17 protein-coding genes and 1 pseudogene are annotated in these 22,946 nt (G+C 69.1%); 9 read left to right on the top strand and 9 right to left on the bottom strand.

Translation table 11 applies throughout. The features are described 5' to 3' along the window. Positions 1 to 124: 124 nt before the first annotated feature. The 9 genes from arcC to MCHUDSM44219_RS02435 form a co-directional block, all read right to left on the bottom strand. Positions 125 to 1,033 carry a carbamate kinase gene (gene arcC, locus MCHUDSM44219_RS02475; RefSeq protein ID WP_048416640.1) on the bottom strand — a complete coding sequence of 303 codons (909 nt, stop codon included), beginning with the start codon at positions 1,031 to 1,033 and terminating at the stop codon, positions 125 to 127. Then, positions 1,033 to 2,037, bottom strand: a complete 1,005-nt coding sequence (locus tag MCHUDSM44219_RS02470) for an ornithine carbamoyltransferase (protein WP_048416639.1) — start codon at positions 2,035 to 2,037, stop codon at positions 1,033 to 1,035. The genes arcC and MCHUDSM44219_RS02470 overlap by 1 nt, the downstream gene beginning before the upstream one ends. Positions 2,038 to 2,052: 15 nt before the next feature. Beyond that, on the bottom strand, positions 2,053 to 3,309 hold the full coding sequence (locus MCHUDSM44219_RS02465) for an arginine deiminase (RefSeq protein ID WP_048416638.1): 1,257 nt from the start codon (positions 3,307 to 3,309) through the stop codon (positions 2,053 to 2,055). Further along, a complete protein-coding gene (gene arcD / locus MCHUDSM44219_RS02460) occupies positions 3,306 to 4,790 on the bottom strand; it encodes an arginine-ornithine antiporter (protein WP_048416648.1) in 1,485 nt (494 codons plus the stop codon). Before arcD ends, MCHUDSM44219_RS02465 begins: the two co-directional genes overlap by 4 nt. A 116-nt stretch (positions 4,791 to 4,906) precedes the next feature. Beyond that, positions 4,907 to 5,368 carry a hydrogenase maturation protease gene (locus MCHUDSM44219_RS02455; protein WP_048416637.1) on the bottom strand — a complete coding sequence of 154 codons (462 nt, stop codon included), beginning with the start codon at positions 5,366 to 5,368 and terminating at the stop codon, positions 4,907 to 4,909. Next, positions 5,365 to 6,663: a Ni/Fe hydrogenase subunit alpha gene (locus MCHUDSM44219_RS02450; protein ID WP_048416636.1), complete on the bottom strand. Its 1,299-nt coding sequence runs from the start codon at positions 6,661 to 6,663 to the stop codon at positions 5,365 to 5,367. Before MCHUDSM44219_RS02450 ends, MCHUDSM44219_RS02455 begins: the two co-directional genes overlap by 4 nt. After that, positions 6,660 to 7,418 (bottom strand): NADH-quinone oxidoreductase subunit B family protein, encoded by a 759-nt coding sequence (locus MCHUDSM44219_RS02445; RefSeq protein ID WP_048416635.1) that lies wholly within the window; start codon positions 7,416 to 7,418, stop codon positions 6,660 to 6,662. The genes MCHUDSM44219_RS02450 and MCHUDSM44219_RS02445 overlap by 4 nt, the downstream gene beginning before the upstream one ends. Beyond that, complete coding sequence (locus MCHUDSM44219_RS02440; protein WP_048416634.1) at positions 7,419 to 8,270, bottom strand: FAD/NAD(P)-binding protein; 852 nt, start codon at positions 8,268 to 8,270, stop codon at positions 7,419 to 7,421. It abuts the gene before it with no gap. Next, positions 8,263 to 9,354, bottom strand: a complete 1,092-nt coding sequence (locus MCHUDSM44219_RS02435; RefSeq protein WP_048416633.1) for a 4Fe-4S dicluster domain-containing protein — start codon at positions 9,352 to 9,354, stop codon at positions 8,263 to 8,265. Before MCHUDSM44219_RS02435 ends, MCHUDSM44219_RS02440 begins: the two co-directional genes overlap by 8 nt. Before the next feature lie 119 nt (positions 9,355 to 9,473). Between MCHUDSM44219_RS02435 and MCHUDSM44219_RS02430 the strand changes: the two genes are divergently transcribed. The 9 genes and pseudogenes from MCHUDSM44219_RS02430 to narI all read left to right on the top strand — a co-directional run. Further along, on the top strand, positions 9,474 to 11,333 hold the full coding sequence (locus tag MCHUDSM44219_RS02430) for a pyruvate kinase (protein ID WP_048416632.1): 1,860 nt from the start codon (positions 9,474 to 9,476) through the stop codon (positions 11,331 to 11,333). A 49-nt stretch (positions 11,334 to 11,382) separates the two neighbouring features. Beyond that, complete coding sequence (locus MCHUDSM44219_RS02425) at positions 11,383 to 11,817, top strand: pyridoxamine 5'-phosphate oxidase family protein (protein ID WP_048416631.1); 435 nt, start codon at positions 11,383 to 11,385, stop codon at positions 11,815 to 11,817. 96 nt (positions 11,818 to 11,913) lie between these two features. Next, the gene (locus MCHUDSM44219_RS02420) at positions 11,914 to 13,959 is read left to right on the top strand and encodes an erythromycin esterase family protein (protein ID WP_048416630.1); all 2,046 of its coding nucleotides are present in this window, start codon (positions 11,914 to 11,916) and stop codon (positions 13,957 to 13,959) included. Beyond that, positions 13,956 to 14,951, top strand: coding sequence for a 1-phosphofructokinase family hexose kinase (locus MCHUDSM44219_RS02415; protein WP_048416629.1), 996 nt, complete (start codon positions 13,956 to 13,958; stop codon positions 14,949 to 14,951). Before MCHUDSM44219_RS02420 ends, MCHUDSM44219_RS02415 begins: the two co-directional genes overlap by 4 nt. Before the next feature lie 37 nt (positions 14,952 to 14,988). After that, entirely contained in the window at positions 14,989 to 16,209 is a 1,221-nt protein-coding gene (locus MCHUDSM44219_RS02410; RefSeq protein ID WP_048416647.1) for a nitrate/nitrite transporter, read from the top strand. Continuing rightward, the gene (locus MCHUDSM44219_RS02405) at positions 16,206 to 19,904 is read left to right on the top strand and encodes a nitrate reductase subunit alpha (RefSeq protein WP_048416628.1); all 3,699 of its coding nucleotides are present in this window, start codon (positions 16,206 to 16,208) and stop codon (positions 19,902 to 19,904) included. The genes MCHUDSM44219_RS02410 and MCHUDSM44219_RS02405 overlap by 4 nt, the downstream gene beginning before the upstream one ends. Next, on the top strand, positions 19,904 to 21,559 hold the full coding sequence (narH, locus tag MCHUDSM44219_RS02400) for a nitrate reductase subunit beta (RefSeq protein WP_048416627.1): 1,656 nt from the start codon (positions 19,904 to 19,906) through the stop codon (positions 21,557 to 21,559). Before MCHUDSM44219_RS02405 ends, narH begins: the two co-directional genes overlap by 1 nt. Continuing rightward, positions 21,556 to 22,200: a nitrate reductase molybdenum cofactor assembly chaperone gene (gene narJ, locus MCHUDSM44219_RS02395; RefSeq protein ID WP_048416626.1), complete on the top strand. Its 645-nt coding sequence runs from the start codon at positions 21,556 to 21,558 to the stop codon at positions 22,198 to 22,200. Before narH ends, narJ begins: the two co-directional genes overlap by 4 nt. Next, positions 22,187 to 22,924 (top strand): annotated as a pseudogene (gene narI / locus MCHUDSM44219_RS02390) (respiratory nitrate reductase subunit gamma); the annotation flags it as partial. The gene narJ and the pseudogene narI, both read left to right, overlap by 14 nt. Positions 22,925 to 22,946: the final 22 nt, after the last annotated feature.

Raw genomic sequence — 22,946 nt, 5'->3', positions numbered from 1 at the left:
ACGCCGGCATCCGCGACCGCAACGGCACGCGACCCATCGCAACACTCCTCAATCACACGGGGTGTTGCATCGACCCCTTGAAACCGCCACGATCGAGGCGTATCGCACCGCACAGTCGGCGTCGCTAGGCGGTCGACACCCGGGTTCCCGCTGTTCCGTTCACGATTCCGACGATGTCGGTCAGGGCACCGATGACCGCGTCGTGGCCCGTGGCGCGAGTGAAGCCGCACGCGGCGTCGACCTTGGGGCCCATCGAACCCGTCGCGAAGTCCATGCCCTCGAGTTCGTCGGGCGTCACCCGGCCGAGCCGCGTCTGCTCCGGCGTGCCCCATCCGGTGTACACGCCGTCGACGTCGGTGGCGATGACCAGCAGATCGGCGTCGAGTTGCTCGGCCAGCAGCGCGGAGGCGAGGTCTTTGTCGATGACGGCTTCCACGCCGTGCAGTGTGCCGGCGGCGTCGTACATCGTCGGGATGCCCCCGCCGCCGGCGCAGATCACCACCGTGCCGTGCTCGACGAGGGTGCGGATGGGTCCGATCTCGAAGATGCGCCTCGGTTTCGGGCTGGCCACCACCCGCCGGAACATGTCTCCGTCGGCGGCGATGGTCCATCCTCCGGCAGCCGCCAGCCGCTCGGCGGTGGCCCGGTCGTACACCGGACCGATGGGTTTGGTGGGGTGGCCGAACGCCGGATCGGCAGGATCGACCTCGATCATCGTCAGCACCGTCGCCAGCGACTGCTCGGGCGGCAGCAGGTTGCCGAGTTCCTGCTCGATGACATAGCCGATCATCGCCTCGGTCTGGGCGCCCAGCACGTCGAGCGGATAGGGCTCGACCTCGTGATAGGAGGCAGCCTGCAGTGCCAGCAGGCCCACCTGTGGGCCGTTGCCGTGCGCGACGACGATCTCGTTGCCCGGCGCGATGGCGGCGATGCGCTCGGCGGCGGCGGCGATGTTCCCGCGCTGATTCTCGGCGGTCATCGGCTGGCCCCGGCGCAACAGCGCGTTGCCGCCGAGGGCGATCACGATCCGCATCAGGTCAGCGCCGAGACGAGCACCGCTTTGATGGTGTGCATGCGGTTCTCGGCCTGCTCGAACGCGATGTTCGCCGGGCTCTCGAACACGTCCTCGGTGACCTCGATCCCGTTGCGCAGGTGGGGGTACTTCTCGGCGATCTGCGCGCCCAGCGTGGTCTCGCAGTTGTGAAAGGCAGGCAGGCAGTGCATGAACCGCACCCGCGGATTGCCCGTCGCGGCCATCAGGTGCGCGTTGACCTGGAACGGCAGCAGCAGGTCGACCCGACGGCCCCAGGTGTCGAGCGGTTCTCCCATCGACACCCACACGTCGGTGTAAATGAAGTCGACTCCGCTGACCGCCTTGAGAGGATCGTCGGTGATGGTCATCGATGCGCCGGAGGCGGCCGCGAACTCTTCGCACATCGACACGTGGTCGGCGTGCGGCATCAGCTCCTGCGGCGCGCCGATGCGCACGTCCATACCCAGCTTCGCGCCGACCAGCAGCAGCGAATTCGCGACATTGTTCCTGCCGTCGCCGACGAAGGCAAAAGAGATGTCGGTCAACGGTTTCGGACAGTGCTCGGTCATGGTCATGACGTCGGCGAGCATCTGGGTGGGGTGGAATTCGTCGGTGAGGCCGTTGAACACCGGCACACCGGCGTACTCGGCCAGCTCCTCGACGATGGACTGGCTCGCGCCGCGGTATTCGATCGCGTCGTACATCCGGCCCAGCACCCGCGCGGTGTCCTTCATCGACTCCTTGTGGCCGATCTGCGACGAGGACGGGTCGATGTAGGTGACGTGGGCGCCTTCGTCGTACGCGGCCACCTCGAAGGCGCACCGGGTGCGTGTCGAGGACTTCTCGAAGATCAGTGCGATGTTCTTGCCGGTCAGGGTCGGCCGGCCCTGACCGGAGTACTTCGCGCGTTTGAGGTCGCGCGAGAGGTCCAGCAAGTAGTGCAGATCGCGTTCGCTGTGATGAACGAGGCTGAGCAGACTGCGGTTTCTATTGTTGAACGCCACGATGGATCCTTCGATTCAGGTGTAGAGCGGATCGCGCAGGATAGGGCAGGTCATGCAGCGGCCACCGCCGCGGCCGCGGCCGAGTTCGCTTGCCGTGATGGTCACGACCTCCACCCCGGCTTTGCGCAGCGCCGTGTTCGTCAGGATGTTGCGGTCGTAGCCGATCACGACGCCGGGTCGCAAGGCCACGACGTTGTTTCCGTCGTCCCACTGCTCGCGCTGCACGCCGTACACGTCACCCGCGGTGGTGACGACGCGGAATTCGACACCGACGGCCTCGCCGATGGTGTCGATCAGACCCCGGCGTTCCCGCCGGATGTCCAGACCCGAGGGGGACCGGTCGTCGGGGCGCAGGCTGAACGGCACGATGCCGTCCACCACCGGCGCATAGGCGGTGACGAGGTCGTAGTCGCAGAAGGTGAACACCGTGTCCAGGTGCATCGCGGCGCGCGACTTCGGCAGGCTGGCCACGATCACCCGTTCGGCGGCGCCCGCGGCGAACAGATTCCGGGCCACCTGGGTGATCGCCTGGTGCGACGATCGCTCACCCATGCCGATCACCACCGTGCCCTTGCCGATGGGCATCACGTCGCCGCCCTCGAGCGTCGCCGAACCATGATCGTGGGCAACGGTTTCCGGATCCCCGAGCCAGATGTCGAACTTCTCGTCGGCGAATGCCGGGTGGAACGTGTAGACCGCGGTGGTGAGCAGCGTCTCCTGGCGGCGGGCCGGCCAGTACATCGGGTTCAGTGTCACGCCGCCGAAGATCCAGGCGCTGTTGTCGCGCATGAACTGGGTGTTGGGCAGCGGCCGCAGCACGAACCCCGCGGGGTCCAGCTCGCGGAACGCGGTCAGGAAATCACCGCCCACGTCGTCGGGCACGTCCTGATAGGACACACCGCCGATCAGGAACTCCGCCAGGCGATCCCACGGTAGGTCCTCCAACCACCCGCGGATCGCCCGGCTCAGGCCCAGACCCACCAGGTCGTCGGTGACCTTGCGATCGAGCACCCAGGCCCGCGCCTCGGGGATGGCCATCACCTCGGCCAGCAGGTCCTGCAGTTCGAGGACCTCGACACCGTGGTCTTCCATCTTCGCGACGAAGTCGAAGTGGTCGCGGCGGGCCTGCTGCAACCAGATCACGTCGTCGAAGAGCAACTCGTTGCAGTTCTCCGGCGTGAGGCGCTGATGGGCGAGTCCCGGCGCGCAGACCAGGACACGGCGCAGCGTCCCAGCCTCCGACCACACTCCGAGTCGTGACGGCGCGTTCACAGGACGGCCAGGTTTCCGGTGGCCACGAGCGCGATCGCCACGGCCGACGTCACTGCGAGGACCCCGACCACGACCATCTCGGCCGTGGTGAAGACGGGCAGCTTGCTCTCCCTGCGGGCCCAGATGTAGAGCGCCGTACCCACCAGGTAGAACACGGCGGCGATCAGCAGGTACTGCCAGCCGCCCGCGTAGAGCAGCCACACGGCGTACACGAGCGCGATCGCACCGATCAGGATGTCGCGGGTCCTGCCGCGGCCGGCCTCATAGGTTTCTCCGCGCACGGCGAGCAGTACCTGGTAGGCCGCCGACCACAGATACGGCAGCAGGATCAGTGACGTCGCCAGGTAGATCAGGTTGGTGTAGGTGCTCGAGTTGGCCAGCGTCCACAGCAGCAGCGCCTGCACGCACAGGTTGGTCAGCCACAGCGCGGTGGCGGGTGCGCCGTGGCTGTTCTCCTTGGCCAGTGCCTTGGGCATCACGTTCTCCAGCGCGGGCAGGCGCAGGATCTCGACGCACAGCAGCACCCAGGCGATCAGTGCGCCCAGCAGTGAGACCACCAGGCCGATCGAGATGAACGCCGCGCCCCAGCTGCCGACCTGGTTCTCGAGGACGCCGGCCATGGACGGGTCGGGCACGCCGGCGAGCTCGGCCTGCGCCATCAGACCGTAGGACAGCAGGTTGACGAGGAGCAGCAGCGCCAGCACGCCGACGAATCCGAGCACGGTGGCGCGGCCGACGTCTTTGCGACGAGCGGCGCGCTGCGAATAGACCGAGGCGCCCTCGATGCCGATGAACACCCACACCGTCACCAGCATCATGTTCTTGACCTGGGACATGCCGTCGCCCAACGGCGCTCCGTCGATCTGCGTCGTCTTACCCCAGAAGTCCGCGGTGAACAGGCCGGCCTTGAAGCCGACGGCGGCGATCGCGATGAACACCAGGATGGGCACCACCTTGGCGACGGTGACCACGACGTTGACCAGTGCGGCGGTCTGCACGCCGCGCAGTGTCATCGCGTGCACGATCCACAGCACCACCGAGGCGCCGATGATCGCGGCGACCGTGGCGCCCCCTTCGAAGGCGGGGAAGAAGTAACCCAGTGTGGAGAACAGCAGGACGAGATAGGCGACGTTGCCCACCCACGCCGACATCCAGTAGCCGAACGCCGACGTGAAGCCGATGTAGTTGCCGAAACCTGCTCGCGCGTAACCGTATACGCCGCCGTCGACGTCGGGCTTGCGGGTCGCCAGCGTCTGGAAGACGAACGCCAGCATCAGCATGCCGACGCCGGTGATGGTCCAGCCGATGATGAGCGGCCCGGGTGCCGCGCTGCCGGCCATCTGTGACGGCAGCGCGAAGATGCCGCTGCCGATCATGGATCCGACGACCAGCGCGGTCAGGGCGGCCAAGCCCAGACCGGCAGTCGTCTTCGGCGCTCGCGGCGCGGGTTTGGCGGGGCCTGGAATTACGGACTGTGACATCGTCGTCTCCCACATCCGGGCGGACGGGGTCGCGGTCGCCACCCCGTGTGTCACACGCTATGGGTGGGATCTGCCGTGGTGTGGAGGCTTTGGTCCTTGATCGGGGGCCGGAAGTCCTACGCGGTCCCGTCCCTGCGGTGGTGCTCGATCTCGACGAGGATCTCGGAGACGGCGTGCGGCACCGCGGCCACCACCGCCGGGGTCATCCCGGGACCGTGGCCGACATCGGCGGCGTCGACGGTGAAGACCACCAGCCGTAGCGGAGTCCGGCCCAGGGCGCGGCCGAGCGCGTGGACGGCGTTCAGATCCAGCGCGTGGGAGCTCAGCGTGGAGGGTGGCGCCTGGCCAGGCGTCCACCGCCGCAGCCGACCCGGGGTGGCGTCCTCACCGGCGGCCGCGTCGACGATCACCGCCAGTTCGGCGCCGTCCCAGGCGTCGAGGAGGGCAGCGGGATCGTCGGACGCGGTGAGCACGCCGACGTTCTCCAGAGGGAGGCGTCGTACCGCGGCGGCCACCGCGGGCCCGATCCCGTCGTCGCGGCGGAACTCGTTGCCGATCCCGATCACCACGACGGTCACGGGCGGTTGATGGTGAGCGTCAAGAAGTGCGCCGAGCACGAGATGCACGGGTCGTGATTGCGGATCGACCGCTCACACAGTGCCGTCAGCGCAGCGTCGTCGAGCGTCAGGTTCGCCCCGACCAATAGCGCCATCTCGTGCTCGATCGCCGCCTGGTTCTGCGAGGTCGGCGGAATCATCGTCGCCGCCCGCACCAGTCCGTCGTCGTCGATCTCGTAGCGGTGGTAGAGCAGACCTCGGGGTGCCTCGCTGACGCCGTGGCCGATCCCCGCCCGGGCCGGAACGTCGACCGACGGCCGCGGCGGCACCTCGTAGTTCTCGACGATCCGCAGCGCCTCTTCGACCGCGTACAACACCTCGACGGCGCGTACCACGATGCTGCGGAACGGGTTACGGCACTGCGGCCCGAGCCCGGCATCGGCGGCGGCTTGCGCCGCGAGCGGCGAGAGCCGCGACGAGTTCAGCGAGTACCGCGCCAACGGTCCGGTGAGATAGCGGCCCCCGTCCAACGTGGCCTGCAGCGCAGTGGAATGCGGCACCTGCGCTTCCACGACATGGTCGGCGAAGTCGCGCACGGCGAAACCGCTTCCCGCGCTGCGCGCGATCGTCCCGTTCTCGATCGGGTAGCGGTCCGGAAGGGTCAACGCCAGGAACTCGTGGTCGAACTCGGCGTCGGGAAAGTCGAGGCGGGCGGTCTGGGCAACGGTGTACAGCGCGTCATCGATCGCACGGCGCAGCATCTCGGCCAGCGGCCGCATCTGAGCGGGCGTCGGCGTGGCGTAGAACCCGCCGAGCTTCACGTTGACCGGATGGATCGCGCGTCCGCCGATCTGCTCCATCAACCGGTTACCGGCCTTCTTCAGCGCCAGTCCGCGCTCGACCAGCTGCGGGTGGTCGGCGGCCATGGTCACCACGTCGGGGTAGCCGAGGAAGTCGGGCAGGTGCAGCAGGAAGATGTGCAGGGCGTGGCTGTGGATCCACTCTCCGCAGTACAGCAGCCGGCGCAGCGCCACCAGTTCGGGGTCGATCGTCACCCCGCAGGCGTCCTCGATCGCATTGCAGGCGCTGACCTGGTAGGCGACCGGGCAGATACCGCACACGCGGGCGGTGATGTCGGGCGGTTCGGTGTAGGCCCGGCCGCGCAGGAACGCCTCGAAGAAGCGCGGCGCCTCGTAGATGTTGAGCTCGACGTGCTCGACCACGCCGTCGGTCAGCGTGACGTTCAGCGCGCCTTCGCCTTCGACGCGGGTGAGCGCGCCGACGGTCAGTGTCCGGGTTTCCCGATCCTCGGTCATGTGTCGTTCCGTTCCGCGGCGAAGCGGGTGGCGTTGAAGGTGTGGAACACCCGCTCCACGTCGTCGCCGGACATGCCGTCGCGGTGCAGCAGCGGGATCAGCGCGGCGGTGTTGGGGGTGGCGGCCGGGCCGAAGCAGCCGTAGCAGCCGCGATGGAACGACGGGCACAGTGCCCCGCACCCGGCGTGGGTCACCGGCCCCAGACACGGGGTGCCGTCGGCGACGACCACGCACGTCACCCCGCGCATCTTGCATTCGGTGCACACGGTTTTGGCGGGCAGCCGTGGTTTGCGGCCGACCAGCAGCGCGGCCAGTGTCTCGAGCAGTTGCCCGCGGTCGATCGGGCATCCCTGCAGTTGGTAGTCGACCTGTACGTGCGCGGATGCCGGCGTGGAGGTGGCCAGCGTGTCGATGTAGTCGGGGTGCGCGTAGACCACGGAGGTGAACTCGTCGATGTCGGCGAAGTTGCGCAGCGCCTGGATGCCGCCGCCGGTGGCGCAGGCGCCGATGGTGACCAGAATCCGCGACTGCTCGCGGATCTCGGTGATCCGGCGTTCGTCGGCGGCGGTGGTGATGGAACCCTCGACGAGCGAGACGTCGTAGGGACCGGTCACGATCGCGCTGGACGCCTCGAGGAAGGTGGCGATCTGGATCTCGCCGGCGAGGGTCAACAGCTCGTCCTCGCAGTCGAGCAGCGTCAGCTGGCAGCCGTCGCACGACGCGAACTTCCACACGGCCAGGCTGGGCACGCTCATCTACAACTCCCTGATCCGCAGCAGTGGTTCCGCGGCGTCGTAACCGACGACGGGTCCGTCCCGGCACAGCAGCAACGGGCCGAGCTGGCAGTGCCCGCACCAGCCGACGCCGCACTGCATGTTGCGCTCGAGCGACACGCGGATGTCGTTGCGCGCCATGCCCTTCCTGATCAGTTCTGTCGCGCCGTTGCGCATCATCACCTCCGGTCCGCACAGGAACGCGGTGGTGAGGCCCGGGCGCAGCGGTAGCCGGCGCAGCGGCCCGGTGACGAAACCGACCTCACCGGGCCAGCCCTGTACCGGCACGTCGACCGTGAGATGCACCTCCAGGTCGTCGCGGTGCGCCCAGTCGTCGAGTTCGGCATTGAAGAGGAAGTCGTCGCGCGAGCGTGCGCCGGCGATGAGCGTGACGCGGCCGAAGCGGTGACGGTCGCGCAGGGCGGCGAGCACGACGGGGCGCAGCGGCGCCAACCCGACACCGCCCGCGACGATCACCAGGTCGCGCCCTGCCGCGTTCGGCACCCCCCAACTCGTACCGAACGGGCCGCGCAACCCGATCACCGTCCCGGGCTCGGCGTCGTGCAGCTTCCGGCTGACCGCGCCCACCGCACGAATGGTGTGGGTGATCGTGGCGTCCGGCGCCTCGGGAGCCCCGCTCACCGAGATCGCCACCTCACCGACCCCGAAGGCGTACATCATCATGAACTCCCCCGGAGCGGGTGACGGCAGCGCCTCTGCGACGGGCGCCAGGCGCAGGGTCGCCGAGTCCCGGTTCTCGGCCACGCGGCTGAGCACCCGGTAGGGCACCGGCGCCATCGTGTGGCGGCGCGCCACGGTGGCGGTCTCAGTCATCGTCGGCCTGCTCTGCGAAGGTCGCCATCTCCTCGGTGATGTCGATGCCGGTGGGGCACCAGGCGATACAGCGTCCGCACCCGACGCACCCCGAGGTTCCGAACTGGTCGTGCCAAGTGCCGAGCTTGTGGGTCAGCCAGTGTCGATAGCGTGAGGGAGGGGACTGCCGGACACTGCCCTCGTGGACGAACGTGAAATCCATCTCGAAGCACGACGCCCACGTCGTCCACCGCTCGGCGTGCGTGCCGGTGAGGTCGGTGACGTCCTCGACGCTGGTGCAGAAGCAGGTCGGGCACACCATGGTGCAGTTGCCACAGGTCAGGCACCGCGAAGCGACCTCGTCCCAGTGCGGTGACTCCCGGGATTCGATCAGCAGCGCCCGCAGATCGCCCTCGGGCATCTGCCGACCCATGTGGCCGGCGGCGTCGGCGACTTCGGTTCGGGCGGAATCGATCTCGCCGACGTTGGGCTCACGGTGTGCCAGTCGGTCCAGCACGTCGGCGCCTGCGGCGCTCCCGACGTCGACGACGTAGCGTCGGCCGTCCGGACCGGTGCGCTCGGTCAGGGCCAGGTCGTACCCCGGACCGGCGGCGGGGCCGGTGCCCATCGACGCGCAGAAGCACAGCCCTCCTGGCTCGGTGCAGTTGACCGCGACGACGAACGCGCGTCCCAGGCGGCCCGTGAAGGCGCGGTCGGGGTGGGCGCCGGCGCCGAGGACTCCGTTGAGGGTGGCGATCGCGGCCAGGTCGCAGCCCCGCACGCCGAGGAAGGCGTACCGCGGGATCTCCTCGGTGAGCTCGCCGTCGGAGGACCACACCTGCTGGCGGGCAGGGTGCAGGAACTGCTTCCAGGACTGCGGGCCGGCCGAATGGCCGAACACCGCATCGTCGTCGCGTCGGCGCAGTCGATACTGTCCGGGCGCCACGTCGACGCCCCACCCGGCCGGCAGGTCGTCGGCGCTGTCGAGTTCGTCGAGCACGATCGCGTTCCCGGACACCGTCGGTCCCACAACGCGATATCCGAGCTCCTGCAGGACCGACACCAGCTGCTGCAGCCCCACGGCGTCGATCACCGCCACATCCATGTCCGCCATCGTGCGCCGTCCCCGCGGCGGTGCCCAGTGCCTGCGGCCAGTCGAAGTGGGGCCGAAAGTCCCTAACTGAGTTCATCGGCCGGTAACCCGCGCCCGATAGCGTCGGACCGATGTCGCTGTCGCGAGAGGTGGGGTCCGCCGCGGGTGGCGACACCCAGTCCGAACTCGCACGTCTGGTCGAGCGGCTCGACAATCTGCTCGAGCGGCTCGCGGCGGCAGAGGCGGAATGGTCCGAACAGATCGGTGCCACCGCGCCCGAGTATCGGTCGAGCGCCCGAAATCTGGCGCACAACTGGGCAATTCGCGAGATCGATCTCCGCGACGTGCAGCAACGCCTCGCTCACTTCGGGCTGTCGTCGCTCGGTCGCAGTGAACCCCACGTCGAGGCCACCCTGCGCCTGGTCCGGTCCGCACTGCTCGCGATGCTCGACGATTCGTGGTGCCCGCCGGCACCGTCGGCCATCGGCCCCGAGGAGGGCCGCGAGCTGCTGGCCGCCCGTACCGCGGCCCTGCTGGGACCCGTCCCGGTGTCGCGGGAGACCCGCATCATGGTGACGCTGCCGTCCGAGGCGGCTGCCGACGCGGATCTGGTGGAGCGACTGGTGCGGCGCGGCATGGACGTCGCGCGGATCAATTGCGCTCACGACGATCCGGCCGCGTGGCGCGCGATGGCCGAACACGTGCGTGCCGCAAACGTCAAGGCGGCGCGCAGGTGCCTGATCGCGATGGATCTCGCCGGGCCGAAGGTGCGCACCGGGCCGATCACGCCTGGTCCCGCGGTGGTCAAGCTGCGGCCGCACCGGGATGCGCTGGGGCATGTCGTTGCGCCGGTCCGCGCCTGGTTCACGGCTGCCGATCGCATGATCCCCGCCGTGGCGCCGGACATGACGACCGTGCCGGTCACCGCGGCGTGGCTGGCGCGTCGGCGGGTCGGTGACGGGCTGCGCGTGCGGGACACCCGTGGAGCGAAGAGGACGCTGAGGCTGACCGACGTCGCCGACGGCGGTGCTGTCGCCTGCTCGGACCGCACGGTGTATCTCGCCACCGGCACCGTGGTGCGAGTCGACGGGTGCGACGATCCAACGGAGATCGGTGCGCTGCCGCGCCGCGAGCAGTACCTGGTAGTGCGGCCCGGTGACACACTGTCAGTGGTTCGGGACTGCACGCCGGTGCCGCCCGATGCCGGGCGGATCGGGTGCACATTGCCCGAGGTGTTCGGATCCGCGCGCGCCGGGGACCGGATCCTCTTCGATGACGGCCGGATCGGCGCCACGATCACCGCGGTGACACCCGACGCCCTGCAGGTGCGCATCGACCGCGCCGCACAGACCGGTTCGGCGTTGCGGGCGGGCAAGGGGATCAACGTCCCCGACACGGCGCTGTCGGTGTCGGCGCTCACCGACAAGGACGTCGACGACCTCGCCACCGCCGTCGACATCGCCGATCTGGTGGAGATGTCGTTCGTCCAGGATCCGGTTGACGTGCTGCGCCTGCATGACGCGCTGGACCGCCGTGGGGGCCACCACGTCGGGATCGTGCTCAAGATCGAGACCCGGCGCGCATTCGAACGGCTGCCCGATCTGTTGGCCTCGGCGATGCGTCGGCCGACGGTGGGGGTGATGATCGCGCGTGGCGACCTGGCGGTGGAGGTGGGTTATCAGCGGTTGGCCGAGGTGCAGGAGGAGATCCTGTGGTTGTGCGAAGCCGCGCATCTACCGGTGATCTGGGCTACCCAGGTGCTCGAGCAGCTCGCCACGAGCGGATTGCCGTCGCGGGCCGAGATCAGCGACGCCGCCATGGGGGAGCGTGCCGAGTGCGTGATGCTGAACAAGGGCGCGCACATCGAAGACGCCGTCGTCGTGCTCGACGACATCCTCAGCCGGATGGCCGAGCACCACTTCAAGGAGAACGCTCTGCTGCCGCAGCTCCATTCGTGGTACCCGGTCGAGTGCTCGGGGTCCCCGAAATGAGGGACTTTGGGCCGCATCGGGCCGATCCGCGGCGAGGTTAGTGTCAGCTATGTCCCAAGATCCCGCGCCGGTTTCGGTGCTGCCCGAGTCCGAATGCTGGAGACACCTGTCGAGTGTGTCGCTCGGGCGACTGGTCACCAGCGTCGACGGGAACCCGGCGATCTTCCCGGTGAACTTCGCCGTGCAGAACCGTTCGATCCTGTTCCGCACCGCCGAGGGCACCAAGCTGGTGAGCGCGGCGATCAACAGCACGGTGCTGTTCGAGGCCGACGACCACACCGTCGCCGACGGCTGGAGCGTGATCGTCAAGGGCACCGCGCGCTCGCTGCGCAGCGATGAGGAGATCGCCGAAGCCGACGCGGCGAACCTGCTTCCGTGGACGGCCACGGCCAAGACGCATTACGTCCGGATCCGTCCGCTCAGCGTGACGGGCCGCCAGTTCGTGTTCGGCGCCGAGCCGGACCGTGTCCCCGAGCAGGCGTAGCCGCCCGAACGGCCCTGCGCAGGGTGACTTCGGTCCCTAGCCGGTACGCGCCGGCAGTGGTCGGATGGGGCTGCAGCCACCGAACGGAGGACGACGATGACCACCGCACGACGCAGGACAGGCGAGTCGCCTCGGCAGGTGTTCCGCGATCGGCACGAGGCAGGCCGGGTGCTGGCCGGGCTGCTCGGCCGCTACCGCGGCCGAGAGGACGTCATCGTGCTGGGTTTGGCACGGGGCGGTGTGCCGGTGGCGTGGGAGGTCGCTGCGGCACTCGGCGTGCGCTTGGACACCATGATCGTGCGCAAACTCGGCGCGCCGGGCCGTGAGGAATTCGCGATGGGTGCGCTGGCCAGTGGCGGTCGGGTGGTGATCAACGACGATGTGGTGCGTGCGCTCGCGGTGTCGCCGCAGGAACTGCGCGATGTGGCGGAACGCGAGGGCCGTGAACTGATCCGGCGCGAAGCCGCCTACCGCGGCGGCCGCCCGCCGCTGGAGATCGCGGGACAGACGGTGATCCTCGTCGATGACGGACTGGCGACCGGCGCGAGCATGCTGGCCGCGGTCCAGGCGCTGCGCGAGATGGAGCCCGCCGAGATCATCATCGCCGTGCCCGCCGCGCCGGAGTCGACATGCCGGGAGTTCGCCGCGATCGTCGAGGACCTGGTGTGCGCGTCGATGCCGACCCCGTTCCTCGCGGTGGGTGCGTCGTTCTGGGACTTCAGTCAGGTCAGCGATGACGAGGTGCGCCGGCTGTTGGCCACCCCCACCGTCGGGGTCCGCAATCCTCGAATCCACGTGGCGGAGAGCATCTCCGAGACGTTGCGCCGCTGTGTGGTGGACGCGCCGTCGGGGGTGCCGCCGCGCGAGGCTCTCGAGGAGGTCATCGGGGACGCACGCATCGTGCTCATCGGGGAGAGCTCCCACGGCACCCACGAGTTCTACCAGGCGAGGGCCGAGATCACGAAGTGGCTGATCCAGGAGAAAGGCTTCACCGCGGTGGCTGCCGAGGCCGACTGGCCCGACGCCTACCGGGTGAACCGGTATGTCCGCGGCCAGGGCGACGACGGGACGGCCGAGAAGGCGCTCAGCGGTTTCGAGCGATTCCCGGCCTGGATGTGGCGCAACACCGTGGTGGCGGAGTTCGTGGACTGGCTGCATGCGCACAACGCGACCCGGCGTGCGGCTGGTGGCCGGCAGGCCGGCTTCTACGGACTGGACCTCTACAGCCTGCACCGGTCGATGCGGGAGGTGATCGGCTATCTGGACAATGTCGACCCGGTGGCTGCCGATCGCGCCCGGGAACGGTATTCGTGTTTCGACCACACCGGCGCCGACGACGGCCAGGCCTACGGGTTCGCGGCCGCCTTCGGCGCCGGGCTATCCTGCGAACGTCAGGCCGTCGACCAGCTCGTCGACATGCAGCGCAATGCGCTGGAATACCTGCGCCGGGACGGGCTGTTGGCCGAGGACGAGCTGTTCTACGCCCGGCAGAACGCGCTGACCGTCCGCAACGCGGAAATGTACTACCGGGCGATGTTCGGCGGCCGCGTCACCTCCTGGAATCTGCGCGACCGGCACATGGCCCAGACCCTCGATGCGCTGCTCGCCCATCTCGACGGCCACGACGGATCGGAGCCGGCGCGAATCGTCGTGTGGGCGCACAACTCTCACGTCGGTGACGCACGTGCCACCGAGGTCGGCGCCGACGGCCAGCTGACCCTGGGGCAGCTGGTGCGTGAGTCCAACGGGGAGGCGTGCCGGCTGATCGGCTTCACGACCTACGCCGGCACCGTCACCGCCGCCACGGAGTGGGGCGGCATCGCCGAACGCAAGACCGTGCGGCCGGCTTTGGCCGGCAGCGTCGAGGAGCTGTTCCACGAGATGCCCGACCCCGAGTTCCTGATCTCCGCCGCCATCAGCCGCGCCGCCGCCGCCCCGCTCGACACCGTGCGGCTCGGCAGGGCGATCGGCGTGATCTACCGGCCGGACACCGAACGGCAGAGCCACTACTACCACGTCCGGCCGGGGGAGCAGTTCGACGCCATCATCCACATCGACAGGACCACGGCGCTGGAGCCGCTCGAGGTGACCAGTGTGTGGGTGGCCGGCGAGAATCCCGAGACGTATCCGATGGGGCTATGAACCGCGCGCCGATCGTCACGCTGACGATGAACCCCGCGCTCGACGTCACCGCCGACGCCGACGAGGTGCGACCGACCGACAAGGTCCGCTGCCACGCCGTGCGGTACGACGCGGGCGGGGGCGGCATCAACGTCGCACGCTTCGCCGGCGCTCTCGGCGGTGACGTGGTGGCGGTGTTCGCCGCGGGCGGTTCGACGGGTGAGCGACTGGTCGACCTCGTGTACGCGTCGCGCACGCCCTACACCTTGGTGCCCCTCGAAGGCGCGACGCGGGAGAGCTTCACGGTCAACGACCGTGCGGGCGATCAGCAGTACCGGTTCGTGCTCCCCGGCCCGACCCTGTCGCCGGCGGAGTGCGCGCTGTGCCTGGACAAGCTGCGGGAGGCGATCCCACCTGCCGTCGCCTCGGCGTGCTACGTCGTCGCCAGCGGCAGCCTCCCACCGGGGGTTCCGGTGGATTTCTATCAGCGCGTCGCGGACCTGTGCGGGGACGTGGGGGCGCGGCTGATCCTCGACACGTCGGTCGACGCGCTGACCCACGTCACCTCGGGGGTGTATCTGCTCAAGCCCAGCGTGCGCGAACTGCGGGAGTGTGTCGGTCGTGCGCTGAGCACCCTGCCCGAGCAGCTGGAGGCGGCGCACGAGCTGATCGAGCGCGGGCTCACCGAGGCCGTCGTGGTCTCCCTCGGCCCGCAGGGCGCGATCCTCGCGACGGCGACCGAGAGCAGGCACTTCCCGGCCATCCCGGTGCACGCCGTCAGCGGGGTGGGGGCCGGCGACGCGATGGTCGCCGGCATCGCGGTCGGGCTCAGCAGCGGCTGGTCTATCAGCGACGCGGTCCGGTACGGGATCGCCGCCGCCGCGGCCAAGCTGCTCACCCCCGGCACGGCGGCCTTCGCCGCCGCGGATGTCGACCGGTTCGTCGAGCTGGCCGCCGAGTCAACAGAAAGTCGTTGGAGAACAGAAACATTGGAGCCGATATCGCGCAAATAGGCGCGACGGCGGGGGAGGGTGTGGTTACGTGAACACGGTGGACACGGCGACGGCGCCGGACATCGATGCGCGGCGGGGGCTGAATCTGGCGCTCGCCACGTGGGTCTCGGCGATCAACTTCTGGGCCTGGAACATGATCGGGCCGCTGTCGACGACCTATGCCGGTGACCTGTCGCTGAGTAGCACGCAAGCGTCCATGCTGGTCGCCACACCGATCCTGGTGGGAGCGCTCGGGCGCATCGTGGTCGGGTCGCTCACCGACCGGTTCGGCGGCCGCGCGATGTTCATCGCCGTGTCGGTCTCCTCGATCGTGCCAGTGCTCGCGGTGGGCTTCGCGGGTTCGATCGGGTCCTACCCGTTGCTGCTGCTCTTCGGCTTCTTTCTGGGCATCGCGGGCACCATCTTCGCCGTCGGCATCCCGTTCGCCAATCACTGGTACGAGCCCGCGCGGCGAGGCTTCGCGACCGGTGTGTTCGGCATGGGCATGGTGGGCACGGCGCTGTCGGCGTTCTTCACCCCGCGTTTCGTTCGCTGGTTCGGGCTGCTGCCAACCCACCTGATCATCGCGGTGGCCCTGGCCGTGACGGCCGTGCTGTGCCTGGTGCTCATGCGGGACTCCCCGCACTTCACCCCCAACACCGACCCGGTGGTACCGAAGCTGAAGGCGGCCGCCAAACTCGCCGTCACGTGGGAGATGTCGTTCCTCTACGCCGTCGTCTTCGGCGGGTTCGTGGCCTTCGCCAACTACCTGCCCACCTACATCAAGACCATCTACCACTTCTCCGCCGTCGATGCCGGCGCCCGCACTGCGGGATTCGCTGTCGCCGCGGTGCTGGCCCGGCCCGTCGGCGGCGCGCTGGCCGACCGGATCCCGCCGAAATACGTTGTGCTGGCGTCGTTCGCCGGAACCGCGGCGATGGCGTTCGTCGCGATCTTCCAACCGCCGCCCGACCTGTGGTCGGCGGCCACGTTCATCGCACTCGCCCTCTTCCTCGGCATCGGCACCGGTGGCGTCTTCGCCTGGGTGGCGCTGCGGGCACCCGCTCAATCGGTCGGATCGGTGACCGGCATCGTGGCCGCGGCCGGCGGCCTCGGCGGTTACTTCCCCCCGCTGGTCATGGGCGCGACCTACGACAGTGTGGATTCCGATTACACGATCGGCCTGGCGCTTCTCGTCGCGACCGCGCTGGCGGCCTTTGCGTTCACCGCGCTGCGCCTGCACGCGCACGAACCCCGACGAAGAAAGGGCACCGCGTGACGAATCCGGCGCGTACCGGGGGGAAGGTCGAGGAACTGCTGGAGCGCAGTGGCCGGTTCTTCACCCCGGGTGAGTTCTCCGCGGACCTGCGCACGGTGACCCGTCACGGCGGGCGCGACGGTGACGTGTTCTACCGGGACCGCTGGAGCCACGACAAGGTCGTGCGCTCCACGCACGGCGTCAACTGCACCGGCTCGTGCTCGTGGAAGGTCTACGTCAAGGACGGCATCATCACCTGGGAGACCCAGGAGACCGACTACCCGTCGGTGGGGCCGGACCGTCCCGAATACGAACCGCGCGGCTGCCCGCGCGGCGCGGCGTTCTCCTGGTACACGTATTCGCCGACCCGGGTGCGGTACCCGTATGCCCGCGGCCTGCTGGTCGAGATGTACCGCGAGGCCAAGACGCGGTTGGGCGATCCCGTGCTGGCCTGGGCCGACATCCAGGCCGATCCGGACCGGCGCCGGCGCTACCAGCGGGCCCGCGGCAAGGGCGGCCTGGTGCGGGTCACGTGGGCGGAGGCCTGCGAGATGATCGCGGCCGCGCACGTCCACACGATCAAGACCTACGGGCCCGACCGCATCGCGGGTTTCTCCCCGATCCCGGCGATGTCGATGGTCAGCCACGCCGCGGGCTCCCGCTTCGTCGAATTGATCGGCGGGGCGATGACCTCGTTCTACGACTGGTACGCCGACCTGCCGGTGGCCTCGCCGCAGGTGTTCGGCGACCAGACCGACGTGCCGGAGTCCGGCGACTGGTGGGACGCGTCCTACCTGGTGATGTGGGGCTCCAACGTGCCTGTCACCCGCACCCCCGACGCCCACTGGATGGCCGAGGTGCGCTACCGCGGCACCAAGGTGGTCACCGTCAGCCCGGACTACGCCGACAACACCAAGTTCGCCGACGAATGGATGCCGTGCGCGGCGGGCACCGACGGCGCGCTCGCGATGGCCATGGGGCATGTCATTCTCTCGGAGTTCTTCGTCGCACAACGGGTTCCGTTCTTCGTCGACTACGTGCGCACCTACACGGACCTGCCGTTCCTGGTCACGCTCGAGGAGCGCGACGGCGCCCTGGTGCCCGCGAAGATGCTCACCGCCGCCGACCTGGGGCACGAGGTGCAGAACGCGGCGTTCAAACCGGTGCTGCTCGACGGGCGCTCGGATTCCCCTGCGGTGCCCAACGGTTCGCTCGGATTCCGGTACGGCGACGACGGTGCGGGCCGGTGGAATCTCGACCTGGGCGATCTGGTGCCCGCGTTGACGGTGGCTCCGACGCACGGCGATCCGGGGGAGACCGCGCTGATCACGTTGCCGCGGTTCGACACCGTCGACGGGTCGGGTGCCACCGTGCGCCGCGGGGTACCGGTGCGCCGGATCGCTGGGCACCGCGTGTGCACGGTGTTCGATCTCATGCTGGCCCAGTACGGAGTACCGCGGCCCGGGTTGCCCGGCGACTGGCCGACCGGCTACGACGATTCCGGGGCTCCCTACACACCCGCGTGGCAGGAGCCCATCACCGGGGTCTCGGCCGCGCAGGTGATCCGGGTGGCGCGCGAATTCGCGCGCAATGCCGAGGAATCCGGTGGCCGATCGATGATCATCATGGGCGCCGGGATCTGTCAGTGGTTCCACGGGGACACCACCTACCGCGCGGTGCTCGCGATGCTGCTGCTGACCGGATCGATGGGCCGCAACGGCGGAGGCTGGGCCCACTACGTGGGACAGGAGAAGTGCCGGCCGGTCACCGGCTGGGCGACGATGGCGATGGCCACCGACTGGTCGCGGCCGCCGCGGCAGATGCCGGGCACCGCGTACTGGTACGTGCACACCGACCAGTGGCGCTACGACGGGTACCGCGCCGACGCCCTGGCCAGCCCGACCGCGCGCGGCCGGTTCACCGGACGGCACACCATGGATGTGCTGGCCGCCTCGGCGGCGATGGGCTGGATGCCGTTCTACCCCCAGTTCGACCGCAACAGCCTCGACCTCGCCGACGAGGCTCGCGCGGCCGGCCGTGACGTGGCGGAGTACGTGTGTGAGCAATTGGCCTCCGGCGCTGTTCATCTCGCGGTCACCGATCCCGACGACCCGGCGAACTGGCCCCGGGTGCTCGACGTGTGGCGGGCCAACCTGCTCGGTTCGTCGAGCAAGGGCAACGAATACTTCCTCCGGCACCTGCTGGGCACCACCTCGACCATGTCGGCCACCCCCACCCCCGAGCACCTGCGTCCGGCAGGGGTGCGGTGGGCCGACGACACCCCCGAGGGCAAGCTCGACCTGCTGATGTCGGTGGACTTCCGGATGACATCGACGACGTTGCTCTCCGACGTCGTGCTCCCGGCGGCGACCTGGTACGAGAAGGCCGACCTGTCCTCCACCGACATGCATCCGTTCATCCATGCCTTCAGCCCCGCGATCGATCCGCCGTGGGAAACCCGGTCGGATTACGAGGCGTTCGGCGCGATCGCCAGGGCGTTCTCCGCGCTGGCCGCGACACATCTGGGTACCCGCACCGACGTGGTGCTGGGAGCGCTGCAGCACGACACACCGGCCGCGATGGCCTATCCCGCCGGCCGGCAACATGACTGGCGGGAGACCGGGGAGGTCCCGGTGCCCGCGCGGACCATCGGGCCCATCGGCGTGGTCGAGCGCGACTACACGGCGATCGCGGACAAGTGGTCCACGCTGGGCCCTCTGGTCGACGACCTGGGCGTCACCACCAAGGGTGTGACCACCTGGCCGGTGCAGGAGGTCGCGGAGCTCGCGCAGAAGTTCGGGGTGCTCGACAGCGGCGCCGCCGCGGGGCGACCCGCGATCACCACGGCCGAGCGGATGGCCGACGTCGTGCTCGCGCTGTCAGGCACGTCGAACGGCCGGCTGGCCGTCGAGGGCTTCCGCGAGCTTGAGCGCCGCACCGGTCGGCCGCTGGCCCACCTGGCCGAGGGGAGCGAGGAGAAGCGCATCACCTATGCCGACACCCAGGCGCGTCCCGTACCCGTCATCACCAGCCCGGAGTGGTCGGGGAGCGAGACCGGCGGCCGCCGGTACGCCCCGTTCACGGTGAACATCGAGGCGCTCAAGCCTTTTCACACGTTGACCGGCCGCATGCATTTCTATCTCGACCACGACTGGCTCGAGGAACTCGGCGAACAGCTGCCGGTCTACCGTCCGCCGCTAGACATCCACCGGCTCTTCGGCGAACCCGAGCTGGGCAGCGCCGGCTCGGACGGCGGCGTCGGGCTCACGGTGCGCTACCTGACCCCGCACTCCAAGTGGTCGATCCACTCCGAGTACCAGGACAACCTGTTCATGCTCTCGCTGTCGCGCGGCGGGCCGACGATGTGGATGAGCCCGGCCGACGCCGCGAAGATCGCCGTCCGCGACAACGATTGGGTGGAGGCGGTCAACCGCAACGGAGTGTTGGTGTGCCGGGCGATCGTCAGCCACCGGATGCCGGACGGGGTGGTTTACGTTTACCACGCCCAGGAGCGCACGATCGACGTGCCGCTGACCGAGACGACCGGCACCCGGGGCGGCATCCACAACTCGCTGACCCGGCTTCTGGTCAAGCCCAGCCACCTGGCGGGCGGTTACGCCCAGACCGCGTTCGCCTTCAACTATCTCGGCCCGACCGGAAACCAGCGCGACGAGGTCACCGTCGTGCGGCGACGCTCCCAGGAGGTGGTCTACTGATGCGCGTCATGGCCCAGATGGCGATGGTGATGAACCTCGACAAGTGCATCGGCTGCCACACCTGCTCGGTGACGTGCAAGCAGGCGTGGACCAACCGCCCCGGCACCGAGTACGTGTGGTTCAACAACGTCGAAACGCGCCCGGGACAGGGCTATCCGCGGACCTACGAGGACCAGGACCGGTGGCGCGGCGGATGGGTGCGCGACGCCCGCGGGCGGCTGCGGCTGCGCGGCGGCGGGCGCCTGCACAAGCTGCTGCACATCTTCGCCAACCCGAAACTCCCGTCCATCGACGACTACTACGAGCCGTGGACCTACGACTACGACACTCTCACCAGTGCGCCGCTGGGCGAACACTTCCCGGTCGCGCGGCCGCGCAGCCTGATCAGCGGCAAGCCGATGAAGGTGGAGTGGTCGGCGAACTGGGACGACGATCTCGGCGGCTCCACCGAGATCGTGCCTGGCGACCCCGTCCTGGCCCGCGTCAGCGAACAAATCCGTCTGGAACTCGAGCAGACCTTCATGTTCTACCTGCCGCGCATCTGCGAACACTGCCTCAACCCGTCGTGCGTCGCCTCGTGTCCGTCGGGGGCGATGTACAAGCGCGTCGAGGACGGCATCGTGCTGGTCGACCAGGATCGCTGCCGCGGCTGGCGTATGTGTGTGTCGGGCTGCCCGTACAAAAAGGTCTACTTCAACCACAAAACCGGCAAGGCCGAGAAATGCACGTTGTGCTACCCGCGGATCGAGGTCGGGTTGCCGACGGTGTGCTCGGAGACCTGCGTGGGCCGGCTGCGGTACCTGGGCCTGGTGCTCTACGACATGGACCGGGTGACCGAGGCGGCCTCGGTGCCCGACGAGCGGGATCTCTACGAGGCGCAGAAGTCGATCCTGCTGGACCCCCGCGACCCGGCGGTGGTGGCTGCCGCGCGGGCGGAGGGCATCTCCGACGAGTGGATCGAGGCGGCGCAGCGCTCGCCGGTCCATGCCCTGATCCACACCTATCAGGTGGCTCTGCCGCTGCATCCGGAGTTCCGGACCGTCCCGATGGTCTGGTACATCCCGCCGCTGTCACCGGTGGTCGACGCGGTCAGCCGCGACGGACACGACGGTGAGGACATCGGCAATCTCTTCGGGGCGCTCGAGGCGCTGCGCATCCCGATCGAATACCTGGCCGGATTGTTCACCGCAGGCGACACCACCGTCGTCGAGGGCGTGCTGCGGCGGCTGGCCGCGATGCGTTCCTACATGCGCGACATCAACCTCGGCCGCGAAACCCAGCCCCACATCCCCGAGTCGGTGGGCATGACCGAAGAGCAGATGTACGAGATGTACAGACTGCTGGCCCTTGCGAAATACGAAGAGCGCTATGTCATTCCGACGGCGTACGCCGATGTCGACCCGGGGTCGGTGGAGGAGCCCGGTTGCTCGCTGAGCTTCGAGGGCGGACCGGGCATGTACGAGTCAGGTCCCTTCGGGGAGGCCAGCGGCCAGCCGGTACCGGTGGCCGTGGAAACCTTTCACGCGCTGCGGCACCGTCAGACCGGCGACGGCATGGCCGCAAACGCCACCCGGCCCTCGCGGGTGAACCTGCTCAACTGGGATGGTCGCGGCGCTCCCGTCGGCATGTTCCCGGATTCCAGGGGGACCGAATGAGGCTGTTCGCCCGCTCGCGCGACGCCCTGGCCGACCGCGTCGTGTGGCAATGCGCGTCGCTCCTGCTGAGCTATCCCGACACGGACCGACTGCACGTCGCGGCCGAGCTCCTCGAGTACGCCGACGGCGCTGCCGGACAACGACTTCGGCGGACCGCGGCCGCGCTCAGCGCGATGAGCCCGATGCAGGCGGCGCAGCAGTATGTCGAGACGTTCGACCTGCACCGGCGCGCCACGCTGTACCTGACGTACTGGACCGCCGGCGACACCCGCAACCGCGGACAGGCGATGCTGGCGTTCGTGCAGGCGTACCGCGACGCGGGGGCGGTGCCACCCGTCGGTGAGGCGCCCGACCATCTGGCCGTCGTGCTGGAGTTCGCGGCCACCACGGACGCCGAGCGCGGACGGCGGTTGCTCGCCGCGCACCGGACACCGCTGGAGGTCGTGCACCGCGCGCTGCACGACACGGGGTCGCCTTATGCGGCGGCGCTCGCCGCCGTTCTGACGACGTTGCCCCCCGCCTCCGAGGAGGAGATCCGGCGCGCCCGGCGGTTGGCGGCCGACGGCCCGGCCGCCGAGGCGGTCGGCCTGGCGCCGTTCACGCTGACAGTGCCGCCGCGGCGGGCACCGGAGGGGGTCTGAGATGGGGGAGATCTTCTGGGACGTGGTGCCGTACGTGACAGTGGCTGTCGTCGTCGTCGGCAGCTGGTGGCGCTACCGATACGACAAGTTCGGCTGGACCACCCGCTCGTCTCAACTCTATGAGAGCAGGCTGCTGCGCATCGCCAGCCCGATGTTCCACTTCGGCATCCTCGTGGTGATCGTCGGGCACGTCATCGGTCTGGTGATCCCCGAGTCGTGGACCCGGGCGGTGGGTCTCAGCGAGCACGCCTACCACCTGCAGGCGGTACTCCTCGGGTCCATCGCAGGGGTGGCCACCCTGACAGGGATCGCGTTGCTGATCTACCGCAGGCGCACGCGCGGACCGGTGTTCCTGGCGACGACCGTCAACGACAAGCTGATGTACGTGGTCCTGGTGGCCGCGATCGTGGCCGGCCTGTGCGCCACCGCGCTCGGTTCCGGGCTGGTCGGTGAGGCGTACGACTACCGGCAGTCGGTGTCGGTGTGGTTCCGCTCGATCTGGGTCCTGCAGCCGCGCGGCGATCTGATGGCCGGGGCGCCGATCTACTACCAACTACACGTGATGATCGGGCTCGCCCTGTTCTGCTTGTGGCCGTTCACCCGGCTGGTGCACGCGTTCAGCGCACCGGTCGGTTACCTGTTCCGTCCCTACGTCGTCTACCGCAGTCGCGAGACACGGTCGGCCGACCTGATCGGATCCCATCCGCGACGCCGTGGGTGGTGACGAACTTCGTTTTCCGGATAAC

This window comes from Mycolicibacterium chubuense (assembly GCF_001044255.1).
Lineage (GTDB): Bacteria > Actinomycetota > Actinomycetes > Mycobacteriales > Mycobacteriaceae > Mycobacterium > Mycobacterium chubuense.
This window is presented reverse-complemented; position numbering and strand designations above follow the sequence as displayed.

What these genes read in the sequence shown, in the direction of transcription:
- arcC (WP_048416640.1), bottom strand. Translation starts at nt 1,033, where the DNA reads ATGCGGATCGTGATCGCCCTCGGCGGCAACGCGCTGTTGCGCCGGGGC.
- arcD (WP_048416648.1), bottom strand. Translation starts at nt 4,790, where the DNA reads ATGTCACAGTCCGTAATTCCAGGCCCCGCCAAACCCGCGCCGCGAGCG.
- MCHUDSM44219_RS02450 (WP_048416636.1), bottom strand. Translation starts at nt 6,663, where the DNA reads ATGACCGAGGATCGGGAAACCCGGACACTGACCGTCGGCGCGCTCACC.
- MCHUDSM44219_RS02445 (WP_048416635.1), bottom strand. Translation starts at nt 7,418, where the DNA reads ATGAGCGTGCCCAGCCTGGCCGTGTGGAAGTTCGCGTCGTGCGACGGC.
- MCHUDSM44219_RS02440 (WP_048416634.1), bottom strand. Translation starts at nt 8,270, where the DNA reads ATGACTGAGACCGCCACCGTGGCGCGCCGCCACACGATGGCGCCGGTG.
- MCHUDSM44219_RS02435 (WP_048416633.1), bottom strand. Translation starts at nt 9,354, where the DNA reads ATGGATGTGGCGGTGATCGACGCCGTGGGGCTGCAGCAGCTGGTGTCG.
- MCHUDSM44219_RS02430 (WP_048416632.1), top strand. Translation starts at nt 9,474, where the DNA reads ATGTCGCTGTCGCGAGAGGTGGGGTCCGCCGCGGGTGGCGACACCCAG.
- MCHUDSM44219_RS02425 (WP_048416631.1), top strand. Translation starts at nt 11,383, where the DNA reads ATGTCCCAAGATCCCGCGCCGGTTTCGGTGCTGCCCGAGTCCGAATGC.
- MCHUDSM44219_RS02420 (WP_048416630.1), top strand. Translation starts at nt 11,914, where the DNA reads ATGACCACCGCACGACGCAGGACAGGCGAGTCGCCTCGGCAGGTGTTC.
- MCHUDSM44219_RS02415 (WP_048416629.1), top strand. Translation starts at nt 13,956, where the DNA reads ATGAACCGCGCGCCGATCGTCACGCTGACGATGAACCCCGCGCTCGAC.
- narH (WP_048416627.1), top strand. Translation starts at nt 19,904, where the DNA reads ATGCGCGTCATGGCCCAGATGGCGATGGTGATGAACCTCGACAAGTGC.
- narJ (WP_048416626.1), top strand. Translation starts at nt 21,556, where the DNA reads ATGAGGCTGTTCGCCCGCTCGCGCGACGCCCTGGCCGACCGCGTCGTG.